The organism is Streptomyces sp. GL_140 (assembly GCF_057834465.1).
On record NZ_CM174404.1, the window covers coordinates 654,016 to 673,412 of the forward strand.

A 19,397-nucleotide genomic window follows, 5' to 3' on the forward strand; every position below is an offset into this window, starting at 1 on the left:
TGCCTGCACGGGCATGCTGGCAGCCCGCGTGATCCACTCCACGCGGGCTGCCGTCGTTCTCACGCTCCGGACTCCCCCTCCCGCGGGCCGGTCCGGCCCCCGGAACCCCGCCGACGCCGGAGCCCGTCGGGCATCCGGCGCGGCGGCCACCCTCCCCGTGCCCGCCGTAATTCCGGCGCGCTCCAGGGGATGAGCAGCGGGTTCCCGCATTGACGAGCCGCCGCTCCTGCCCTTCTCAGACCGGCCGGGGCGGCTGGGTCTGCCAGAATCCGCACTGGTGGTCCGTGGCGAACGCCGGATTGATCCGGGTCGCCGTCGGGCTGAGGGTCAGGACCGCACCCGCCGGACCGGTGACCGGCCACGGGGTCTGACCCGCGACCAGGGGGGCGCCGTAGCGGGCGAAGGCTCCCCAGTAGCGCTTCATCCTGGTGGCCAGGGCGACTTGGACGGGCGTCAGCGGTCGCTCGCCCATGGTGAACTCGTACAGGTAGGCCAGTTCGGCGCTGTGCGCGTTCGACTCGTCCAGGCCCGGTACCTGCGCACCGGCCAGCGTCGGCGAGTCCGGATCGTCGAACTCGTAGGCGAAGGTGGGTACTTGGCTGGCGAACAGCCGCGCGGTCGCGGCGGTCTCACAGGCGAAGGTCGAGTCGGTCATCAACGCCGACAGCGCCAGGTACGGGGACCCGTGGGCCGCCACCGGATAGCGGGCGAGCGCCTCCGGTCCCGCGGCTCCGTATCCCGCCAGGACCTGCTGCGTGTACTGCTGTTCCGTGAGACCGGGCTGGGTCAGCGCGACGAAGAAGCGGTCCTCGGAGCGGGTGCTCCCGATCATGACCGGAACCTTGTTCCAGGTCCCGGCCGCGATGGCGGCGGCCGGCTCCTGCGGCAGCAGACCGTCACCGGACACCGGACCCGAAGTCGCTGCCGCGCGGGCCGCGTCCACCAGCGCCGCCCCGGGAGCTGCGCGCAGACAGGCCACGACGACGGCCGGATCGGCGCAGCCCACCCGGGCCGCGAAGGCCCGTGCCTCGGACTCGGCCCGCGCGCTGTCCGGCGTACGGAGCAGCGTGCACGGGCCGCTCTGCAGCACGGCCCGGTGGAACAGCCCGGCCGCCGACGGGGCGGCCAGCAGCGCGCACACCGAACCGCTGCCCGCCGACTGGCCGGAGATCGTCACGTTGCCGGGGTTCCCGCCGAAGGCGCCGATGTTCTCGCGCGTCCAGCGCAGCGCCGCGATCTGGTCCATCAGGCCGAAGGAGCCGGAGCGCCGCGCGTCCTGGCGGGTCAGTTCGGGAAGTCCCAGGTAACCGAGCTGGCCGAGGCGGTAGTTGATGCTGATCACGACGCTGTTGGTGAGGTCGGCCATCGCACCGCCGCCGAACTGGGTGCCAGTGCCCTGGCTGTACGCGCCCCCGTGCATCCAGAGGATCACCGGCAGCCGGGCGTCCGTGCGGGCGCCCCGGGGCCGGTACACGTCCAGGTAGAGGCAGTCCTCGCTGACCGCCCGGGGATCCTGCAGCCCGAACGGCGAGAACTGCAGACAGGCGGGCGCCTGCCGGTCGGCCTCGCGGATCCCGCTCCAGCGCCGCGGCTCCCTGGGGGGCGCTCAGCCGCAACTCGCCGACCGGCGGGGCGGCGTAGGGAACGCCGAGGAACTCCTGCGCCCCGCCGTCGGCCCGGCCGCGCAGCGCACCCTGCGCGAGGGTCACGACCGGGCGGGTATGACCGTCCGGGCCGCCGATGGGCCCGCCACCCGGGACGCCGCCCAGGACGCCACCCGGTGCGGCGGCCACCGGGACGGCCGCGGCGAACAGAAGGGTCAGCGCAAGTGCCGTACCGAATAAGGGACTTGCCGAAGGTCTTGCCGAGGTTCTTGCCGAGGTTCTTGCCGAAGGGACCCGGGTCATCCGGGTCCAGAGCCAGCGCATCCGTACTCCTCATGTCGAAAGGATCCGGGGGCGGTGGGTACATCGGAGCGCGTCGAGCCCCTCCCCCCGCCCCCGGAGAGCGGCGGGTACTACGGACGCAGCCCGGCGATCAGGACGGCGGTGAGGGCGAAGTCGGCCGGCCCGGTGTTCCAGTCGGCGTTCATCGGACTGATCGCGATCTTGCCCGCGCTCACGGCTTCCACGTCACCGCCGCGGGCCGGGGTCCGCAGGTCCACCTTCACGCCCACCTTCCAGGTGCCGTCGCCCGCGTCGGTGAAGTCGGCCTTCAGCAGCGGCTGCGGGTCCTGGAAGGTCGACGCCAGCCCGGCCGCGGCGCCCTTGCCGTCGGCCCCGACGACGGGGTGGTTGACGTTCAGGCCGACGCCCTTGGGCAGCAGGGGGGCGCCGGGCCTGGCGTGCAGGCGCAGTCGCTCGATCAGCTTGACCGCGAAGTCGAGCGTGGGGCCCATCGCGTTGACCGTGGTCACGGGATCGGGAGCGGCGACCCCGCCGGTGCTCAGGGCGATGGCGGGTACGCCGCCCTCCAGGCCGGCGATGGCGCCGCCGACCGTTCCGGAGTGGGTGGCCAGACCGGCCACGTTCGGGCCGAAGTTGGTGCCCGACACGACCAGGTCCGGCGCCTTCCCCTCGAACACCTCGGAGAGGCCGAAGGCCACCGAGTCGCCGGGGGTGCCGTCGACTGCCCACACCTTCGGCTCAGGGTGGCTCACCTTGAGGGACGGGGCGTTCGACGTCTTCGTACCGGCGCCGCTCTGGTTGGTGAGCGGGGCGACCATGGTGACGTCGTAGCCGGCGGCGGTCAGCCGATCGAACGCTATCCGGATGCCCGGGGCGCTGTAGCCGTCGTCATTGGTGAGCAGGATCCGCAGCGGGCCCGCGGGCACGGGGGCGGGGGCCGGCCCGGCCTGCGGCGAGGCCACGGCCGCGGCGGCAGGCACCGTACCGGCGAGGGCGGGCGCGATGAGCAGCATGGCGGCCATGGGCAGAACTCGCTTGCGTTGCACGGAACGCTCCTTCGGAGAGAGGGGAGAAGGGGAAGGGAAGGAAGAAGGGGGAAGGGAAGGGACTGGCTGATCCCGATCAGCGCACGCTGCGGATCGGGAGGATCGCGAGCGCTCCGATCAGGGAGAGCGCGCCGCCGACCAGGAACAGCGGGGTGTACCCGCCGAGGCCGGTGACGACCGCGGAGGCCACGAACGGGGCGATGATCTGCGGCCCGGCGTTCGCGATGTTGAGGACTCCCATGTCACGGGCGGCGTCCTCGGCCCGCGGGAGTACGAGGGTGACGAGCGCGGTGTCGACGGCCATGAAGCATCCGAAGGCCAGGCCGTTGAGGGCGCTGAAGACGAGCATGCCCGTCCACGTCGGACTGATCACCGGGACCACCATGACCAGCCCGGCCAGGGCCGCCGAGACCCCGACGAACACCTTGCGGCGGTTCCAGCGGTCGGACAGGATCCCGCCGACCACCGTGGAGACGGCCATGGCGACCATCGAAACCGGGGTGAGCACCGCCATCGCGGCGGGCGGGGTCAGTCCTTCGGGGAGCTTGATGTGGTCGCCGAGGATGTAGAGCTGATATCCGACGACCGAGAAGTAGCCCAGCACCATCAGGGCCCGGCCTATGAAGGCCCACCGGAAGTCGTGGTGGCCGAGCGACGAGAGGAAGGCCTTGACCTGGGCACCCTTCGGGGCGGGGGTCGCGGCCGCGGCCGCCGTTTCGGAGCGCGGCACGTCACGGCAGAAGGCGGTGAGCAGCAGCGCGGCCCCGGCGATGACCCCGCCGAAGACGAGGTAGCCGATGCGCAGGTGCCCGGCGGTCTGGGAGGCGATCAGCACGCCGACCGTGCCGCCGATGGGCAGGCCCAGCCCCACCAGCGCCGAGGCGGTGCCGCGGCGGGCGACCGGGACCCGGTCGGGCACGATCGCCGTGACGGCGGCCTGGTAGACGTTCATGGTCGCCTGGATCAGGCACCAGCCGATGCCGACGAGCAGCGCGGTACTGACGCTGCCGAGGAAGGCGAGGCCCGCGAGCGAGGCGAGCGCCCCGCCCAGCACCCAGGGGTTGCGGCGGCCGCTGCGGTCGGAGAGGGCGCCGGCGATCGGATTGAAGGCGGTCGCGAAGATCGCGCTGACGCCGCCGATCAGGCCCAGGACGGCGACCTTGTCGTCGCCCGCGATCTCGGCGATCTGGGTGGGCAGCAGGACGGAACCGACGCCCATGTAGACCGCCATCATCGCGGAGTTGGCGACCAGCAACAGGAGCAGGAGCCCGCGTCGCTGGGGAGGTTCGGGTTCCGCCGGGACGGACGGCGGCGGATCGGTGAGCTCGTTCGTGGCCATGACGACTCCTCGGGGGACGGAACGGGGAGGGGCGTGGAGAGGTGACTCAGCAAGACGGCGCCGGAAGGTGACGCGGGACGGTGCCGCATGAGGTGCCGCAGGGAGGTGCCGCCGAGCGCTTGGGCAGTGAGCTTCCGCAGCGAGGCGGCGTGCGGCCCGGCGGTGCCGCCGGGGTGCGGCGCACAGGGCGGACCGCGGGAGGACCGGGGCAGCGCCGGAGGGCGGTGCGGGTGCGTGCGGGGAAGACGGTGCGGGGGAAGGCGGTGCGGTGGGGCGGTACGGGGAGGGTGCGGAGAGGGGGGGTGCGGAGAGGGGGAAGACGCCGTTTCGCCGTTGCCCTGCCGACGTGCTGTTCACGTGTCGCGGTGCGACGGGTGAACTGCACGATCCACGTGGTGCGATGAGCGCGGTGCGGTTGGCGCGATGCGGTTAACGCGATGTTGTTACACGTGTCACTTCCGGTGCTTGGACACTGTGTAGCACCCAATCCACGTTCCCGCCAAGGGTCGGCGCGAGTCGCCTCCCAGATCGTGACCGGTCGACGAATGCCCAGCAGGGCACGTGTAACCACGTATCCACAGCCACTGACCAGCCCTGCCGTGACCGGAAACCCTCTTGCCCTTGTGGCGGCGGCCACGCTTCCGCAATACTCCGTGCCGCAGCGCGACGACCCCGTAACCGGGCGACCCCGTCGCCGGGCGGTGGCCCCGAAGCCACCCACCCGCCGGGCCCGCGCCACTCCTGCGGCCCCGCCTCCGGACCCGCCCCGTCCGGACTGCTTCCCCAGATCCGCCTCACGTCCGCACACCGCTCTCCCGCGTGCCCCCACCACCCCGGGAGGCGACCGCGAAAGGCCCGCCATGCCACGTCCCCCCGCCCCCTTCCCCACCTCCTCCCCCTCCCCCTCCCCCGAACAGCCCCCGCTCGCCGTCCAGCCGGCACACCACTGGACGCCCGCCGCGCCGCCCCGCCACACCCTCGCGGCCGGCGTGGTGCTGATCCTCCTGCCCCTGCTGATCGGACTGTTGATCCGCATGGACGAACGGCCCTTCTTCCAGGGCCTCGACGACTCCTGGGCCGCCTCCATGGACGGCTCGCCCGGCGATCCGGCCACCGGGTTCGCCACCGTGCTCGACCGCCTCGGCGGCCCATTGGGCACGATCCTGCCCCTGATGCTGATGGGCTGCTTGTGCATGTACGGCCGCTGGCGGTCGGCGCTCTTCGTCTTCACCACGGCCATCGCGGGAAGCATGCTCGTGGTGCTGCCCCTCAAGCAGCTGGCCGACCGGCCCCGGCCCCTGTACACCTGGGTTCTGGTCAACGACGGCTCGTACCCCTCCGGACAGGTCTTCAGCGCCGTGGCCCTGGTGATCGCCGTGGCCGTGGTGCTGTTCCCGCCGGGCGCCGCTCGGCGCTGGTGGTGGGTCGTCGGCACCGGGTACGCCGTCGCCATGATGTGGAGCCGCACCTGGCTGCACGCCCAGTGGCTGACCGACACGGCCGGCGGCGCACTGGCAGCCGCGGGCGCCTGCCTGCTGCTGTGGCGGGCGTTCGCGCCCTTGCTGGCGACGGAGGCGGAGCGCAGGGCGACCGACACCCTCTGGATGTAGGCGGAGGGTGAGCCGGGGCGAGGCGTGAGGGCGGGCCCGGCCCGGCCCAGCTCGGCCCGGGTCCACCCGCTGCGGGCCCGCCTGACCCCACCCGGGCCCGGGTGGCTGCCGGCCCACCCCAGCCCGGCCCGCCCGGCAGCCATCCCAAAACATCGAGTCACATTGACGCTCGCCAATTTCACGCCATATTCTCGACGGGTCGGCGTGCACTCGGCGCGCGCCCCAGGAAGGATTGGCCCATGGCGCACACACCAGGCCCGGACCAGGCAGTGGTGGACCTGCCCGCAGGACGACTGCGCGGCGCGATCGAGGACGGGCTCACCGTCTTCCGGGCCGTGCCTTACGCGGAGCCCCCGGTCGGGGACCTCCGCTGGCGGCCCGCCCGGCCGCATCCCGGCTGGAGCGGCACCCGTGACGCCACCACCGACGGCCCCAGCGCCCCGCAGATGTACATGGAGGGCGGGGATCCGGTCCTCGGTGGGCACGGATCACCCCCCTTCGACGAGGACTGCCTGACCCTCGACATCTGGACGCCCGCGGCTGACGGGGCCCGGCGTCCCGTGCTGGTCTGGATCCACGGCGGGGGTTTCGTCTCCGGCTCGGGGTCGCTTCCCGTGTACTCGGGCGAGACCTTCGCCCGCGACGGGGACCTGGTCGTGGTCAGCATCAACTACCGCATCGGCCCCCTGGGTTACCTCTACACCGGCGCGGAGGCCGACCCGGACGGCATCCCAGGCGACGGCGACTCCGTCAGCCCCGGCGACTTTGGCAACTCCAGCCGTGAATCGCCCGACACCAGGGCCCACTTCGGCGAGGGCAGCGGCGCCAACCACTGGCTCACCGACCAGTTGGCCGCCCTGCGCTGGGTCCAGGAGAACATCGCGGCCTTCGGCGGCGACCCGGACTCCATCACCGTCGCGGGCCAGTCCGGCGGGGCCGTGTCCACCGCCGCCCTCGCCGGACTCCCCGAAACCCAGGGCCTGATCCGGCGGGTGATCCTGATGAGCCCGCCCTTCGGGCTCGACCTCCCCACCCCCGACGTCTACGCGGAGCGCACCGCCGCCTTCCTGGAGATCGCCGGGGTCAAGACCCTGGCCGAGCTGCGCTCCCTGCCCTGGCCCGCACTGATCGGCGCCGGCGGCGGACTCTTCGCCCGGACGATGCGCTGGGGCTACTGGCCGACACCGTTCCTCCCCGTCATCGACGGCGTCACCCTCCACCGCCACCCGGCCGAGGCCCTGTTGCACGGGGCCGCCGCCGGTATCGAGGTGATGATCGGCTGGACCCGCGAGGAGGCCAACTTCGGCTTCGCCCTGGACGAGGGCCACGCCGCCGCCGACCGCGAGCAGGTGACCGACCGGATCGCGGACACCTTCGGGACGGAGGCCGCCCCCGGCGCGTACGCCGCGTACGAGCGCACCCGACCGGGCGCCCGGCCCGCCGACGTCCTGATGGACCTCATCACGGACGAGCTGTTCCGGGTCCCCGCCGTCCGGCTGGCCGAGGCGAGGGCCGCATCGGGCAACCCGGTGTGGGCGTACCAGTTCGACCTCCCCTCGCCCGCCTACGAGGGCCGGCTCGGCGCGGCGCACTGCCTTGAACTCCCCTTCGCCTTCGCGAACTTTGACCAGTGGGCCCACGCACCCTTCACCGCGGGACTGGATCCCGCCGTCCGCGACGGCCTCGCGCACACCATGCACCGCGCCTGGATCGCCTTCGTCCGCACCGGCGACCCGAACCATCCGGACATGCCGCACTGGAACCCGTACGGGAAGGACACGCGCACGACGATGCGCTTCGACTCCGTGGTCACCGCGCTCGACGACCTGGCCGGGGACTCCCGCCGACTGCACGGGGCGGCGATCCCGAAGCCCTCGTAGGTCGTCCGGGCCCGGCGGGGGCGGTCCCGCACGTCTGGGCGGTACGGCGCTCCATTGATCTAACTCGTGTAACCTTCGAAGGGAAGGCAGCGAGCCGATCAAAAGGAGCGTCGAGGGACGTCATGGCCAAAGACACTCCCGCCACCACGCCCACCCCCGCCCGCACGTCGCTCACCAGTGCCGACGTGGCGCGTCTCGCCGGGGTGTCGCGGGCGACGGTCTCCTTCGTCCTCAACGACACCCAGGGGCATCGCGTCAGCGAAGCCACCCGCGCCCGGGTCCTCGACGCCGCCAAGCAGCTCGGTTACGTACCGCACGCCGCGGCCCGGTCCCTGCGCGCCGGTCGCAGCAACCTCGTACTGATGCCTTCGTCGATCTCCGCGGTCGGGCGTCTCGTCAGCGACTGGGTCGACGACCTCCACAGCGAGCTCGACCGGCACGGTTACACCGCCGTCCTGCACGCGGGTCGCTTCGCCGACCCCGTCGCCGCCGCCCGCGCCTGGGCCGAGCTGCGCCCAGCGGCCGTCATCGCCCTCGACGGCGACCGGTTCACCCCGCAGGCCGCCGAGCTACTGCGGCGCGCCGGGGTACGGGGGCTGCTCGCCTTCGCGGCCCACCCCGTACCGGGCGTGCACACCATCGGCTTCGACCACGCCCGCATCGGCGCCATCGCGGCCGAGCACCTGATCGCCCGCGGCCGGACGCGTATCGGCGTGGTCATGCCCCAGGAACGCGGCCTGGGCACCCTCGCCGGCCCCCGCCTGGCCGGCGCCGAGTCCGTGGCCGCCCGCCACATGGCCACCGTCGTCCCGGTGGAACTCGCCTACACCCGCGAGTCCGCGACCGCCCTCGCCCGGCGCTGGCCGAGCCTCGGCCTGGACGCGGTGTTCGCCTACAACGACGAGTACGCCGCGCTCCTGCTGCACGCGTTCCGCACCGAGGGGATCGTCGTACCGGACGACGTGGCGATCGTGGGCTCCGACGACCTGGTCCTGTCCGCCCTCCAGCAGCCTGCCCTGACCTCGATCCGCCTGGACCTGGCCCCGCCCGCCCGCATCGCGGACGCCGTGCACGAACTGATCGAGACGGGCACGACCGCACCGTTCCCCGACATCGAGGCGGTCCTGGTCCACCGCCAGACGTCCTGAGAGCCGCCCCGACGGGCGATGCCGCGCATGGCACGGCGGACGCCGTCGCCCTCCATCCGACAGTCCGCCGAAGAACGCCTTCCGCACCGTTCGTCACGACGGTCCTCAGGTCCCCCAACCGCCTCACGGCTGAAGACCGGGGCGCCTGAAGCTCCGCGGGACAGCCCTTGGCTTGCCGTTCAACTGTCGGGGCAGTCAGCCGCGGTCCAGGTCGCGACGAGGTCATGGCAGACAACGCCGATCGAGCCGGATGCGGTCGGCTCGATCGTCCACTTTGAGGCGACCGCTCTGAGCGCCGCCCATCGGCGAATGGCTGCGGCGCTGCTCTAGAAGGGCTTGGGACCCCACGGCATCGCCTCACGCCATCCCTGGCGATCACGCCCCCAGTCGGTCATCACCTTGGCGATCGACTCCGGGCCGATCACCTCAGTCGGCCTGGGGACATGGACCTGGTAGTGCCTTTCCGCGCTACCTTCGCGGTACTCGACCTGGTAGCTCAAGTCGTCGTTCAGGTAAGCCTGCATGTAGTGCTGATCCACAGGCTCCAGGTCGAGCCGTTCAAGGATCACAAACCGGTTCCGCAGGTCCATATCAGCCAGCAGGTCGTACAGGGCGTCCTCGGTCGGATCGACCACTTCACGCCCGCCCGCTTCGATTGCCCGTAGCAAGGGTTTCGCCATACCGCGACGGTACCGGCCCGTCGACCTGCCAGCGGCCGGCCGCCCACCAGCGGATCTTCACAACAGGCCCCATATCCGCCGACGCTTTCGCGTCTTGCATGATGACCGGCATGAACACGGAAACATGCGACCCGGTCGAACTGGCCGCCCTCCGGGAGATATTCGCTTCCCGCCCCGAGGCTGCGCCGCCGGCCGGCTGGGAGGCCGTGCGGTCCTTCGAGGCCGGACACGGCATCGTGCTCCCGGAGCCGTACCGCACGTTCGTCGCGGAGATATGCGACGGACTGCGCGCCGGACCGCCCTACTACGGCCTGCTTCCCCTCGCGCAAACGCCCCCGGACTGGGGCTCCGGCCGTCCTGAACGCCTCCTCGCCGAGCCCTTCCCCCTCACGGAGGCGTGGCTGTGGGAGGACGACGACGAGACGGCGCTGCCCTTGGAGGAGTTCGAGGCCTTGCAGGGGGCCGTGTTCGACCACGGTTCGCTGCTGCTGGGCACCGACGGCTGCGGCATGTACTGGCACTTGATCGTCACCGGCCCGCAGCGTGGCCACGTCTGGCAGATCGCCGGCGAGGCCGCGATGCCCTTCGGCCCCCGGTCGCCCGACGCCCTGATGCCCGGCACCCCCGGCTTCACGGGCTGGGCGACCCATTGGGCCCAAGGCCACAACTGGTTCCCGGACGCCTAGGCCGTCTCTTGCGGATCTTGTCGGCCCTGTCCGCGTCGTTCGGTGCCGTGCCTCGGTGCGCTGCCGGGGCTCCCGCTTACTGGACGTACTCGGGTGCCCCGGCAGTACGGCCAGGCGCGGTGCCGGGCGGCGGCGTCCGGTGTCCGTGGCCGCCCCCCGGCGGTCCCGGACACCGGCGCGTCGCCGGAGGCCGACCGGCCGGGCGTGGTCGGCCAGGTTCCGGCGTCGGGGGCGCGGGGGCGTCAGGCCTTCGTGGTGAGGTGGTGGGTGAGGAAGGTGACGGATTCGGTGACGATGTCTTCGATGTCGGGGGATCCGAGGAAGATGTGGTCGGCGTTGTGGACGGGGCGCAGGGTGGCCTGGCCTCCGGCCTGGGTGAGGGCGTGGGCGAGTTGTTCGCTCTGGCTGTAGGGGACCAGTGCGTCGTGGGTTCCGTGGATGAGGAGGAAGGGGGGCGGGTCGGAGCCCTCGGTGGCGTAGGTGACGGGGCTCGCGGTCTTGGCGAGGGCGGGGCGCTCGGTTTCGGTGCCGCCGAGGAGGGCCTCGTAGGGGTCGGGGAAGTCCGTGCCGTCGGGCAGGGGTGGCATGGGGGGCATGGGGTGGTCGGCGAGGGTGGTCAGGTCGGAGACTCCGTACCAGTCGACGACGGCCAGCACGGCGGTGTCGCCGGTGGCGACGCCGTGGGTGCCTTCCAGGGTGATCGCGTCGGGGGTGTGGGGGCCTACGAGGCCGGCGAGGGCGGCGAGGTGGCCGCCCGCGGATTCGCCCCATACCGCGATGCGGTCGCCGTCCAGGCCCAGGAGGGCCGCGAACTTGCGGATGTAGCGGATCGCGGCCTTGATGTCGTGGAGCTGTGCGGGGAAGGGTGCTTCGAGGCTGTGCCGGTAGTCGACCGACACCAGCGCCAGGCCGGCGGCGGTGACGGCTCCGTGGAGGAGTTCGACGGGGACGGTCGGCGGCGGGTAGCGGCGGTCGCCGTCGAGCCAGCCGCCCCCGTGGATCCACATCACCACCGGGAAGGGGCCCTCGCCCGCCGGGACCCGCACGTCGAGCAGCCGGGGCCGGAAACCCGGGGTCGTCGCATACGTCACCCCGTGGAAATGACGCACTCCCTCGCTGTCGGTCACCGGCACCACCGGCAACTGGAACGGCGGAGGCGGCCACGTCATATCAGCCATGTCGAAGGCAGGGGCAGGGGGCACAGGGGGCGATTGCGTCATTGCAGGCCTTCCAATCCGCGCGGCCTCGGGGGCCGACGAGTCCGGGTTCAGGTCCAGGCAGAGGCATGGGGCACGGCTTCGTAACGTATGTCCGAAATGCTTGCGCGGACCTTCGGTGAGACTTAGCGTGTTACACGTGTAATCACGACTCTAGCGACGCGTTTCCGCAGACCACAAGACCATGGGCAGTCCGAATTGGCTGCCGGTTACACGAGTCACAGCGTGGGTGCCGTCGCCTTCCCCTCCGGGAGCACGTCATGCTCACCACCGCCCCCTCCCCCGCCCCCGTCGGCCCGGCCGCCGTCGACACCGCCGCCCCGGTCCGCGGATTCGCCCGCTGGGCCGCCGCCCCCACCGCGGCCACCGTCCCCCTGGTCCGGTCCCGCGTCCGCCGCCTCCTCGAAGGCTGGCAGGTCACCGGCGACATCGCGGACGTCCTCCTGCTGGCCGTCAGCGAACTCGTCGGCAACGTCGTCCTGCACACCGCGGCGACCGGCCGCATGCGCGTCGGGATCACCCTGCGGGGCGGATGGCTCCACCTGGAGGTCTCCGACGGAGCGGCCCCGCTCCCCCGACTGCCGCACCCGCGGGCCGAGGTCGATCACGACGCCGAGGACGGGCGGGGCCTGCTGATCGTGCAGCTGATGACGGCCGAGACCGGCGGTGAACTCACCGTCACGGCACACGAGTTCGGAAAATCCGTGCGCGTGCGCGTTCCGGCCGCCTGACACGCGCGCCGCCGCCGCAGCAGCGGGCGTACGGGACTCCGGTGCGCGGCGACCCACCCCGGGCGGCGCTCAGGAACCCCGGGAAGGTCACCGGACATGAGCCCGGGGGCGGCCGTTCACGGACCGCGCCCGCACTGACGCCGGAGAGGGCCCGAGGCGGCGTCGAGGAGACGCCGGGGGGAGGAGTCGAGGAGGCCCCGGAGCGGCCCTGGAGCGGCCCCGGACCCGACTCCAGGAGCCCGACCCCGTCGAAATATCGCGGAGAATTGACGGACGCCAAATTATCGAGATACTTACTCCATCTCCCCCGCTGCTCCCTGATTGAGGTGCCGCCCCATGGAGCTCTCCCCTTCGGCACATGCCGACTCCTTCTGCCGCGACCGGCTTCCCCCGTTCTCCCTCTGGCCCGAACTCCACTTCGATCTTCCGGAGTTGGACTACCCGGACCGACTCAACTGCGCCCGCAGCCTGCTCGACGACGCCGTCGAGCGCTGGGGCCCCGACCGCCCCTGCCTGCTCACTCCGACCGAGCGTTGGAGCTACGGCGAACTGCGGCAGCGCGCCGACCAGGTCGCCCAGGTCCTCACCGAGGACCTGGGCCTGGTGCCCGGGAACCGCGTGCTGCTGCGCGGGCCGAACAACCCCTGGCTCGTCGCCGCCTGGTTCGGCGTGCTCAAGGCCGGCTGCGTGGCCGTGACCACCGTGCCGCTGCTGCGCGCCGCCGAGCTCTCCGAGCTGTGCGGGATCAGCCGGCCCTCCGTCGCCCTGTGCGACCACCGCTACCTCGACGAGCTCACCGACGCCCCGGCCGCCGGTGACGGAGCCGCCCTCCGCGTGATCCCGTACGGCGGCTCCGGCCCCGGCGACCTCACGGTCCACTGCGACGCCAAGGACGGTGTCTTCGACACCGTCGACACCGCCGCCGACGACGTGGCGCTGATCGCCTTCACCTCCGGTACCACCGGGCGGCCCAAGGCCACCCTGCACTTCCACCGGGACGTCCTCGCCAACGCGGACACGTTCTCCCGGCACGTCCTGAAGCCCCGCCCCGACGACGTGTTCACCGGCACCCCGCCGCTCGCGTTCACCTTCGGCCTCGGCGGCCTGGTGGTCTTCCCGCTGCACGTCGGGGCCTCGACCCTGCTCATCGAGCAGGCGACGCCCCGCCAGCTGGCCGACCTGGTCGCCGCGCACGGGGTGACCGTCCTGTTCACCGCGCCCACCGCCTACCGGGCGATCATGGCCGATGACGCCACCGGCCGGCTGGCCGGACTGCGGCGCTGCGTATCGGCGGGCGAACCCCTGCCCTCCGCCGTGTGGGAGGAGTTCCACGCCGCTACGGGGCTGCGCATCATCGACGGCATCGGCGCCACCGAGATGCTGCACGTGTTCATCTCCGCGGCCGACGAGGACATCCGGCCCGGCTCCACGGGCCGTCCCGTGCCGGGCTACCGGGCCGCCGTGGTCGACGAGCACGGCGCGCCCGTCCCCGACGGGCAGCCCGGCCTGCTCGCCGTGTCCGGTCCCACCGGTTGCCGCTATCTCGACGACCCGCGCCAGTCCACGTACGTCCGGGGCGGGTGGAACATCACCGGCGACACCTACATCCGCGACGCCGAGGGCTACTTCTGGTACGTGGCCCGCAGCGACGACATGATCGTCTCCTCGGGCTACAACATCGCGGGCCCCGAGGTCGAGAAGGCCCTGGCCGCTCATCCCCACGTGGCGGACTGCGGAGTCGTCGGGGTTCCCGACGAGCGGCGCGGCATGCTCGTCAAGGCGTACGTGGTGCTGCGCGCCGGGGTCCCGGCCGTGCCGGCCACCGTCCTGGAGCTCCAGGCCCACGTCAAGGCGGCCATCGCGCCGTTCAAGTACCCGCGGGCCGTGGAGTTCGTCACCGAGCTCCCCCGCACCGAGACCGGAAAGCTCCGGCGCGGTGAACTGCGCACCCGTGCAAGGGAGTCGGCCACCCTGCACCTGCCGACTCCCCCTGCGGACACGACCGCCACGACCGCCACGACCGCCGCCGATGCCGACCCCGGCGGCTGCGCCGCCGGGTGCCCCGAGGCCCGGGTGCCGCACCTGCCCAGCGTCGTCGTCGAGCGGCGCGTCGAGTGGCCCGACACCGACGCGGCCGGCCACTACCACCACTCCACGGTGGTGCGCTGGGTCGAGGCGGCCGAGGCCGTGCTGCTCCGCCGGCTGGGCCTGTCCCACCTGTTCGGCAGTACGCCCCGCGTCCACTTCGAGGCCGACTACCGGGCCCGGCTCTGGTTCGGCGAGGCGGTCCGCACCGAGCTGCGCATCACCAAGGTCGGCACGAGCTCCCTCCACTACGCCTTCACCGTCCACGGGGAGGAGGGCACGGAGGCCGCCACCGGGCGCATGGTCATCGCCCATTCCGCGGCCCGCGCCACTGGTACCACCCCCTGGCCCGCCGAGGTCCGGGAGGTCCTGACCAAGGCGGGCCCCCAGGCCCCCGAACTGATCGAGAACGTCCGAGGAGGCGCCCCGTGCGCGTAGCAGTCATCGGAGGCGGGCCGGGCGGCCTGTACTTCGCCGCCCTGGCCAAGCAGCTCTCCCCGCACTGGGAGATCACCGTCTGGGAGCGCAACGCTCCCGACGACACCTTCGGCTTCGGGGTCGTCTTCTCCGACGAGACCCTCGACGGCATCGCGCAGGCGGATCCCGCCGTGCACGAGGCGATGTCGGCGGAGTTCGCCCGCTGGAGCGACATCGACGTCCGCCGCCGGGGCCGGACCCTCACCTCCGGCGGGCACGGTTTCGCCGCTCTGGGCCGCCGTCGGCTGCTGGGCATCCTCCAGGACCGGTGCGCAGCCCTGAACGTGGACGTCCGCTACCGGACCCAGTCCCCGCCGGCGCGGCAACTCGCCGCCGAATACGACCTGGTGGTGGCCTGCGACGGCGTACGGTCGGCCACCCGCGCCGCCTATGCCGACACCTTCGCCACCGACCTCGACGAACGCTCCGGCCGCTACATGTGGCTCGGTACCGACAAGGTCTTCGAGGCCTTCACCTTCATCGTCGAGGAGCAGGACTTCGGCACCCTCCAGGTGCACGCGTACCCGTACGACGACACCCGTTCCACCTTCATCGTCGAGATGGACGAGGACACGTGGCGGCGCGGCGGCTTCGACGGGTCCGAGGGCCTCGACCTGCCGCCCGGTGCCAGCGACGAGGAGGGCATCCGGCGCTGCGAGGAGATCTTCGCGGGGCACCTGGACGGCCACCGGCTCATCCCGAACAACTCCAAGTGGCTCCGCTTCACGACCGTGCGCAACCGCACCTGGCGGCACGCCAACACCGTGCTGCTCGGGGACGCCGCGCACACGGCGCACTTCTCCATCGGCTCCGGCACCAAACTCGCCATGGAGGACGCCCTCGCGCTGGCCGCCTGCCTGCACGAGCACCCCGACGTGCCGACCGCGCTGGCCGCCTACGAGGCCGAGCGCAAGCCCGTGGTGGAGTCCACGCAGCGCGCGGCCCAGGCCAGCCTCGAATGGTTCGAGAACATCGACCGGTACACCGGCCAGGACCCGGAGCAGTTCGCCTTCAACCTGCTGACCCGCAGCCGCCGCGTCACGTACGACGGGCTGCGCGACCGCGACGAGGCCTTCACCACCGCCGTCAACTCCTCGGCCCCGGTGCCGCCGATGTTCCGGCCGCTGCGGCTCGGCGGGCTGCACCTGCGCAACCGGGTCGTCGTACCGCCGATGGCCCTGTCCACGGCCCGCGACGGGATCCCGGGCGACCTGGACCTCGTCCAGCTCGGTACGCAGGCGCTGGGCGGCGCGGCGCTGGTCATCTCCGGGATGACGGCCGTCAGCCCCGGCGGCCGGACCGACGGGGCCTGCGCGGGGCTGTGGACCGACGAGCAGGAGGCCGCCTGGCGGCGCATCGCCGGCTTCGTGCACGGCCAGTCGGACACCTGCCTGGGCATCCAGCTCACCCACGCGGGCCGCCGGGCGTCCGACGGACCGGTGCTGGCCGCGTCCGCGCTGCCCTGGGTCGAAGGGAGCCCGGTGCCGCGCGAGGCGGACCGGGCCGATATGGACCTGGTCGTACGGGACTTCGTGCGCGCGGCCGAGCGCGCCGACCGGGCCGGATTCGACGCGCTGGAACTCCAGTACGGGCACGGCCACTTGCTGTCCGGGTTCCTGTCCCCGCTGACCAACCGGCGCACCGACGAGTACGGCGGCGACGTCCACGGGCGACTGCGCTTCCCCCTCGAAGTGCTGCGCGCGGTAAGGGCGGTGTGGCCCGCCGGGAAGGCGCTGCTGGTGCGGATCTCCGCCGCCGACTGGGCGGAGGGCGGGCTGAGCGAGGCCGACGCCGTGGAGATCGCCCGGGCCCTCACCGAGGCGGGGGCCGACGCGATCGACGTGTCGACGGGGGAGGTCGTGTCCCACGAGCGGCCGCGCTTCGGCCGCAGTTACCAGACCCCGTACGCCGATCTGATCCGCAACGCCACCGGGGCGGTGACCATCGCCGTCGGCGCGATCTCCACGTACGACGACGTGAACTCGGTGATCCTGGCCGGCCGGGCCGACCTGTGCGCCGTCGGCCGCGCCCAGCTGCACGATCCCCTGTGGACCCTGCACGCGGCCGCCGCCCAGGGGTACCGCGGGCCCGCCGCGCCCTGGGCCCGGTCCTGGCAGGCCGGCAGCGCGAGACCTCCGGCCGGTCGCACCGACCGGGTCCCGCCCCGCCTCGAACTGCTGCGGCAGCCCGCCGCACCGGTGCACCAGCGCTGGCTGCCGCGCGTCACCGCGCCCACCCACTGACGACCATCGGAGATCCCGTGGAGACCCGACCCCCGAACGGGCCCGCCTCGAACGGCCCTTCCGTGAACCGTTCTTCCTCCTACAGCCCGCCCGCGTACAGCCTCCCGCGCTTCACCGCGGCGGCGGTGCAGGCCTCCCCCGTCTATCTCGACCCCACCGCCACCGTCGACAAGGCCGTCGCCCTGATCGCCGAGGCCGCCGGGAACGGGGCCGAACTCGTCGTCTTCCCCGAGGTGTTCGTCCCCGGCTATCCGTACTGGAACTGGACGATGAACCCGGTCCAGGGCTCGCCCTGGTTCGAGCGGCTGCACCGCGCGTCCGTGGACATCCCCGGCCCGCACGTCGACGCCCTGCGCGCGGCGGCCCGCCAGTACGGGATCGTCCTGGTCATCGGGGTCAACGAACGCTCCCCGCACAGCCTCGGCGTCCTCTACAACACCCTGCTCACCATCGGCCCCGACGGTGAAATCCTTGGCGTGCACCGCAAGTTGGTGCCCACCTGGGCCGAGAAGCTGACCTGGACCGGCGGCGACGGCAGCTCCCTGCGCGTCCACCGGACCCCCGTCGGGCCGCTCGGGGCCCTCGCCTGCGGGGAGAACACCAACACCCTGGCCCGCTTCACCCTCCTCGCGCAGGGCGAACTCGTCCACGCCTCCTGCTACATCGCCCTGCCCGTGGCCCCGGCCGACTACGACATGGCCGATGCCATCGCCGTGCGGACCGCCGCCCACAGCTTCGAGGGCAAGGTCTTCTCCGTCGTCGCCTGCTCCACGGTCTCCCCGGAGATCATCGACACCGTCGCCGGGGACGACGAGGAGCTGCGGGCCCTGTTCAGCCGCCCGCGCAGCGCCCTGTCCGGGATCTTCGGCCCCGACGGCCGTCCGGTCACGGAGCCGCTGGTCGACGAGGAGGGCATCGTCTACGCCGAGATCGACCTGGCCCGGTGCATCCAGCCCAAGCAGATGCACGACATCACGGGGCACTACAACCGCTTCGACGTCTTCCGCCTCGAAGTGGACAACCGGCCCCGTACGCCGGTCACTTTCACCGCGCCGCCGGCCGGCCCGCTGTACCACCCGCTGCCCGGCACCCCGTACGCCACTCCCGAGGAGGAAGCATGACCATCGAACAGGACGACACCGCAATCGGCCGGGCGCGGGTCCTCGACACCCCCGAACTCACCGCGTACTACGCCGAGCTCGAGGCCCGCGAGGCCGGCGCGCTGTGGACCGTGGCCAATGACATCGAGCCCTGGTACCCGCAGCCCAAGTCCGTTCCGGTGCTGTGGCGTTACGATGAGCTGCGCCCGCTCGTCCACAAGGCCCTCGACCTCGTCCGGGCCGACGACGCGGGCCGCCGCGTCGTCATGCTCGTCAACCCGGGCCGCAAGGACGTCAGCGCCGCCGCCGGGCTCCTCTACACCGGACTGCAGATCATGGGCCCCGGCGAGGCCATGACCGCCCACCGCCACCAGGCCGCCGCGCTGCGCTTCGTCCACGAGGGCACCGGGGCCTGGACGATCGTCGACGGCCAGAAGCTGAAGGTCGGCCCGCGCGACTTCGCCATCACCCCCAACGGCACCTGGCACGAACACGGGAACGACGCCTCCGACGCCCCGGTGATCTGGCAGGACGGCCTGGACATCCCCCTGGTCAACGCCCTGGACGCCGGTTTCTACGAGGTCCACCCCGAGCTGTACCAGCAGCCCGGGAAGGTGATCAACTCCTCCGTCCTGACCTACGCCGCGAACCTGCTCCCGTACGGCTCCGAGAAGTGGACCCGGCCCTACTCCCCGCTCCTGGCCTATCCGTGGGAGCAGACCTACGAGGCCCTGCTCGGCCTCGCGCGGGCCACCGAGGGCTCCCCGTACGACGGGGTCGTCGCGGAGTACACCAACCCGGTGACGGGCGGCTCGGTCATGCCCACCATGAGCGCCCACATGCAGCTGCTGCGCCCGGGGCAGGCCACGCTGGCCCACCGACACACCGGCTCGGTGATCTACACCGTCGCCAAGGGGTTCGGGTTCTCCGTGATCGCCGGGCAGCGCTTCGAGTGGAAGCAGGGCGACGTGTTCTGCGTCCCCTCCTGGGCCTGGCACGAACACCACAACCTCGACGGGTCCGAGGACGCCTGCCTGTTCTCCTTCAACGACTTCCCCGTGATGCGCTCCCTCGGCTTCCACCGCGAGGAGGCGTACCCGGACAACGGCGGGCACCAGCCCACCGCCTGACCCTCGACGCCGGACCCTCGCCTCGTGACCCGCGCCTCCTGACCCGCGCCGCCCTGGGCTCCACGCCCGGGCCGCGCCCCTTGAGCCGCGTCGCCGTACCGGGCCGCCGGCCCTGACA

At 72.5% G+C, this 19,397-nt stretch carries 12 protein-coding genes and 4 pseudogenes; 10 read left to right on the forward strand and 6 right to left on the reverse strand.

Going from position 1 to position 19,397, the window contains the following annotated elements; translation table 11 throughout:
- Positions 1 to 235: 235 nt before the first annotated feature.
- The 4 genes and pseudogenes from AC3IYJ_RS03205 to AC3IYJ_RS03220 form a co-directional block, all read right to left on the reverse strand.
- Positions 236 to 1,576, reverse strand: a pseudogene (locus AC3IYJ_RS03205) (carboxylesterase/lipase family protein); the annotation flags it as partial.
- 25 nt (positions 1,577 to 1,601) lie between these two features.
- A pseudogene (locus AC3IYJ_RS03210) lies at positions 1,602 to 1,928 on the reverse strand (carboxylesterase family protein); the annotation flags it as partial.
- An 89-nt stretch (positions 1,929 to 2,017) separates the two neighbouring features.
- On the reverse strand, positions 2,018 to 2,953 hold the full coding sequence (gene surE, locus AC3IYJ_RS03215) for a 5'/3'-nucleotidase SurE (protein WP_489399813.1): 936 nt from the start codon (positions 2,951 to 2,953) through the stop codon (positions 2,018 to 2,020).
- A 76-nt stretch (positions 2,954 to 3,029) separates the two neighbouring features.
- Positions 3,030 to 4,292, reverse strand: a complete 1,263-nt coding sequence (locus AC3IYJ_RS03220; protein ID WP_489399814.1) for an MFS transporter — start codon at positions 4,290 to 4,292, stop codon at positions 3,030 to 3,032.
- An 860-nt stretch (positions 4,293 to 5,152) separates the two neighbouring features.
- Between AC3IYJ_RS03220 and AC3IYJ_RS03225 the strand changes: the two genes are divergently transcribed.
- The 3 genes from AC3IYJ_RS03225 to AC3IYJ_RS03235 all read left to right on the forward strand — a co-directional run bounded on the left by AC3IYJ_RS03225 (position 5,153) and on the right by AC3IYJ_RS03235 (position 8,930).
- Positions 5,153 to 5,902 carry a phosphatase PAP2 family protein gene (locus AC3IYJ_RS03225; RefSeq protein WP_489399815.1) on the forward strand — a complete coding sequence of 250 codons (750 nt, stop codon included), beginning with the start codon at positions 5,153 to 5,155 and terminating at the stop codon, positions 5,900 to 5,902.
- A gap of 239 nt (positions 5,903 to 6,141) precedes the next feature.
- Complete coding sequence (locus AC3IYJ_RS03230; RefSeq protein WP_489399816.1) at positions 6,142 to 7,782, forward strand: carboxylesterase/lipase family protein; 1,641 nt, start codon at positions 6,142 to 6,144, stop codon at positions 7,780 to 7,782.
- A 122-nt stretch (positions 7,783 to 7,904) separates the two neighbouring features.
- Entirely contained in the window at positions 7,905 to 8,930 is a 1,026-nt protein-coding gene (locus tag AC3IYJ_RS03235) for a LacI family DNA-binding transcriptional regulator (RefSeq protein ID WP_489399817.1), read from the forward strand.
- Positions 8,931 to 9,256: 326 nt separating this feature from the next.
- On the opposite strand, the gene AC3IYJ_RS03240 is transcribed toward AC3IYJ_RS03235, so the two are convergent.
- On the reverse strand, positions 9,257 to 9,610 hold the full coding sequence (locus tag AC3IYJ_RS03240) for a hypothetical protein (RefSeq protein ID WP_489399818.1): 354 nt from the start codon (positions 9,608 to 9,610) through the stop codon (positions 9,257 to 9,259).
- A 98-nt stretch (positions 9,611 to 9,708) separates the two neighbouring features.
- Between AC3IYJ_RS03240 and AC3IYJ_RS03245 the strand changes: the two genes are divergently transcribed.
- Positions 9,709 to 10,296: an SMI1/KNR4 family protein gene (locus AC3IYJ_RS03245; protein ID WP_489399819.1), complete on the forward strand. Its 588-nt coding sequence runs from the start codon at positions 9,709 to 9,711 to the stop codon at positions 10,294 to 10,296.
- A 242-nt stretch (positions 10,297 to 10,538) separates the two neighbouring features.
- Here the strand turns inward: AC3IYJ_RS03245 and AC3IYJ_RS03250 are convergent, their stop codons facing one another.
- Positions 10,539 to 11,423: an alpha/beta hydrolase fold domain-containing protein gene (locus AC3IYJ_RS03250; protein ID WP_489399820.1), complete on the reverse strand. Its 885-nt coding sequence runs from the start codon at positions 11,421 to 11,423 to the stop codon at positions 10,539 to 10,541.
- 350 nt (positions 11,424 to 11,773) lie between these two features.
- Between AC3IYJ_RS03250 and AC3IYJ_RS03255 the strand changes: the two genes are divergently transcribed.
- The 6 genes and pseudogenes from AC3IYJ_RS03255 (at position 11,774) to AC3IYJ_RS03280 (ending at position 19,279) form a co-directional block, all read left to right on the forward strand.
- On the forward strand, positions 11,774 to 12,244 hold the full coding sequence (locus tag AC3IYJ_RS03255) for an ATP-binding protein (RefSeq protein ID WP_489399821.1): 471 nt from the start codon (positions 11,774 to 11,776) through the stop codon (positions 12,242 to 12,244).
- A gap of 336 nt (positions 12,245 to 12,580) precedes the next feature.
- Positions 12,581 to 14,191 (forward strand): annotated as a pseudogene (locus AC3IYJ_RS03260) (AMP-binding protein); the annotation flags it as partial.
- Positions 14,192 to 14,413: 222 nt separating this feature from the next.
- Positions 14,414 to 14,767: pseudogene (locus AC3IYJ_RS03265) on the forward strand (acyl-CoA thioesterase); the annotation flags it as partial.
- Positions 14,758 to 17,049, forward strand: coding sequence for an oxidoreductase (locus tag AC3IYJ_RS03270; RefSeq protein ID WP_489399822.1), 2,292 nt, complete (start codon positions 14,758 to 14,760; stop codon positions 17,047 to 17,049). The pseudogene AC3IYJ_RS03265 and the gene AC3IYJ_RS03270, both read left to right, overlap by 10 nt.
- Before the next feature lie 62 nt (positions 17,050 to 17,111).
- The gene (locus AC3IYJ_RS03275) at positions 17,112 to 18,170 is read left to right on the forward strand and encodes a carbon-nitrogen hydrolase family protein (RefSeq protein ID WP_489399823.1); all 1,059 of its coding nucleotides are present in this window, start codon (positions 17,112 to 17,114) and stop codon (positions 18,168 to 18,170) included.
- Positions 18,167 to 19,279, forward strand: a complete 1,113-nt coding sequence (locus tag AC3IYJ_RS03280) for a cupin domain-containing protein (RefSeq protein ID WP_489399824.1) — start codon at positions 18,167 to 18,169, stop codon at positions 19,277 to 19,279. The genes AC3IYJ_RS03275 and AC3IYJ_RS03280 overlap by 4 nt, the downstream gene beginning before the upstream one ends.
- The last annotated feature ends 118 nt before the right edge of the window (positions 19,280 to 19,397 follow it).

Excerpts from the sequence above, each read along its gene's own strand:
- AC3IYJ_RS03220 (WP_489399814.1), bottom strand. The coding sequence starts at position 4,292 with ATGGCCACGAACGAGCTCACCGATCCGCCGCCGTCCGTCCCGGCGGAA.
- AC3IYJ_RS03225 (WP_489399815.1), top strand. The coding sequence starts at position 5,153 with ATGCCACGTCCCCCCGCCCCCTTCCCCACCTCCTCCCCCTCCCCCTCC.
- AC3IYJ_RS03230 (WP_489399816.1), top strand. The coding sequence starts at position 6,142 with ATGGCGCACACACCAGGCCCGGACCAGGCAGTGGTGGACCTGCCCGCA.
- AC3IYJ_RS03235 (WP_489399817.1), top strand. The coding sequence starts at position 7,905 with ATGGCCAAAGACACTCCCGCCACCACGCCCACCCCCGCCCGCACGTCG.
- AC3IYJ_RS03240 (WP_489399818.1), bottom strand. The coding sequence starts at position 9,610 with ATGGCGAAACCCTTGCTACGGGCAATCGAAGCGGGCGGGCGTGAAGTG.
- AC3IYJ_RS03245 (WP_489399819.1), top strand. The coding sequence starts at position 9,709 with ATGATGACCGGCATGAACACGGAAACATGCGACCCGGTCGAACTGGCC.
- AC3IYJ_RS03255 (WP_489399821.1), top strand. The coding sequence starts at position 11,774 with ATGCTCACCACCGCCCCCTCCCCCGCCCCCGTCGGCCCGGCCGCCGTC.
- AC3IYJ_RS03280 (WP_489399824.1), top strand. The coding sequence starts at position 18,167 with ATGACCATCGAACAGGACGACACCGCAATCGGCCGGGCGCGGGTCCTC.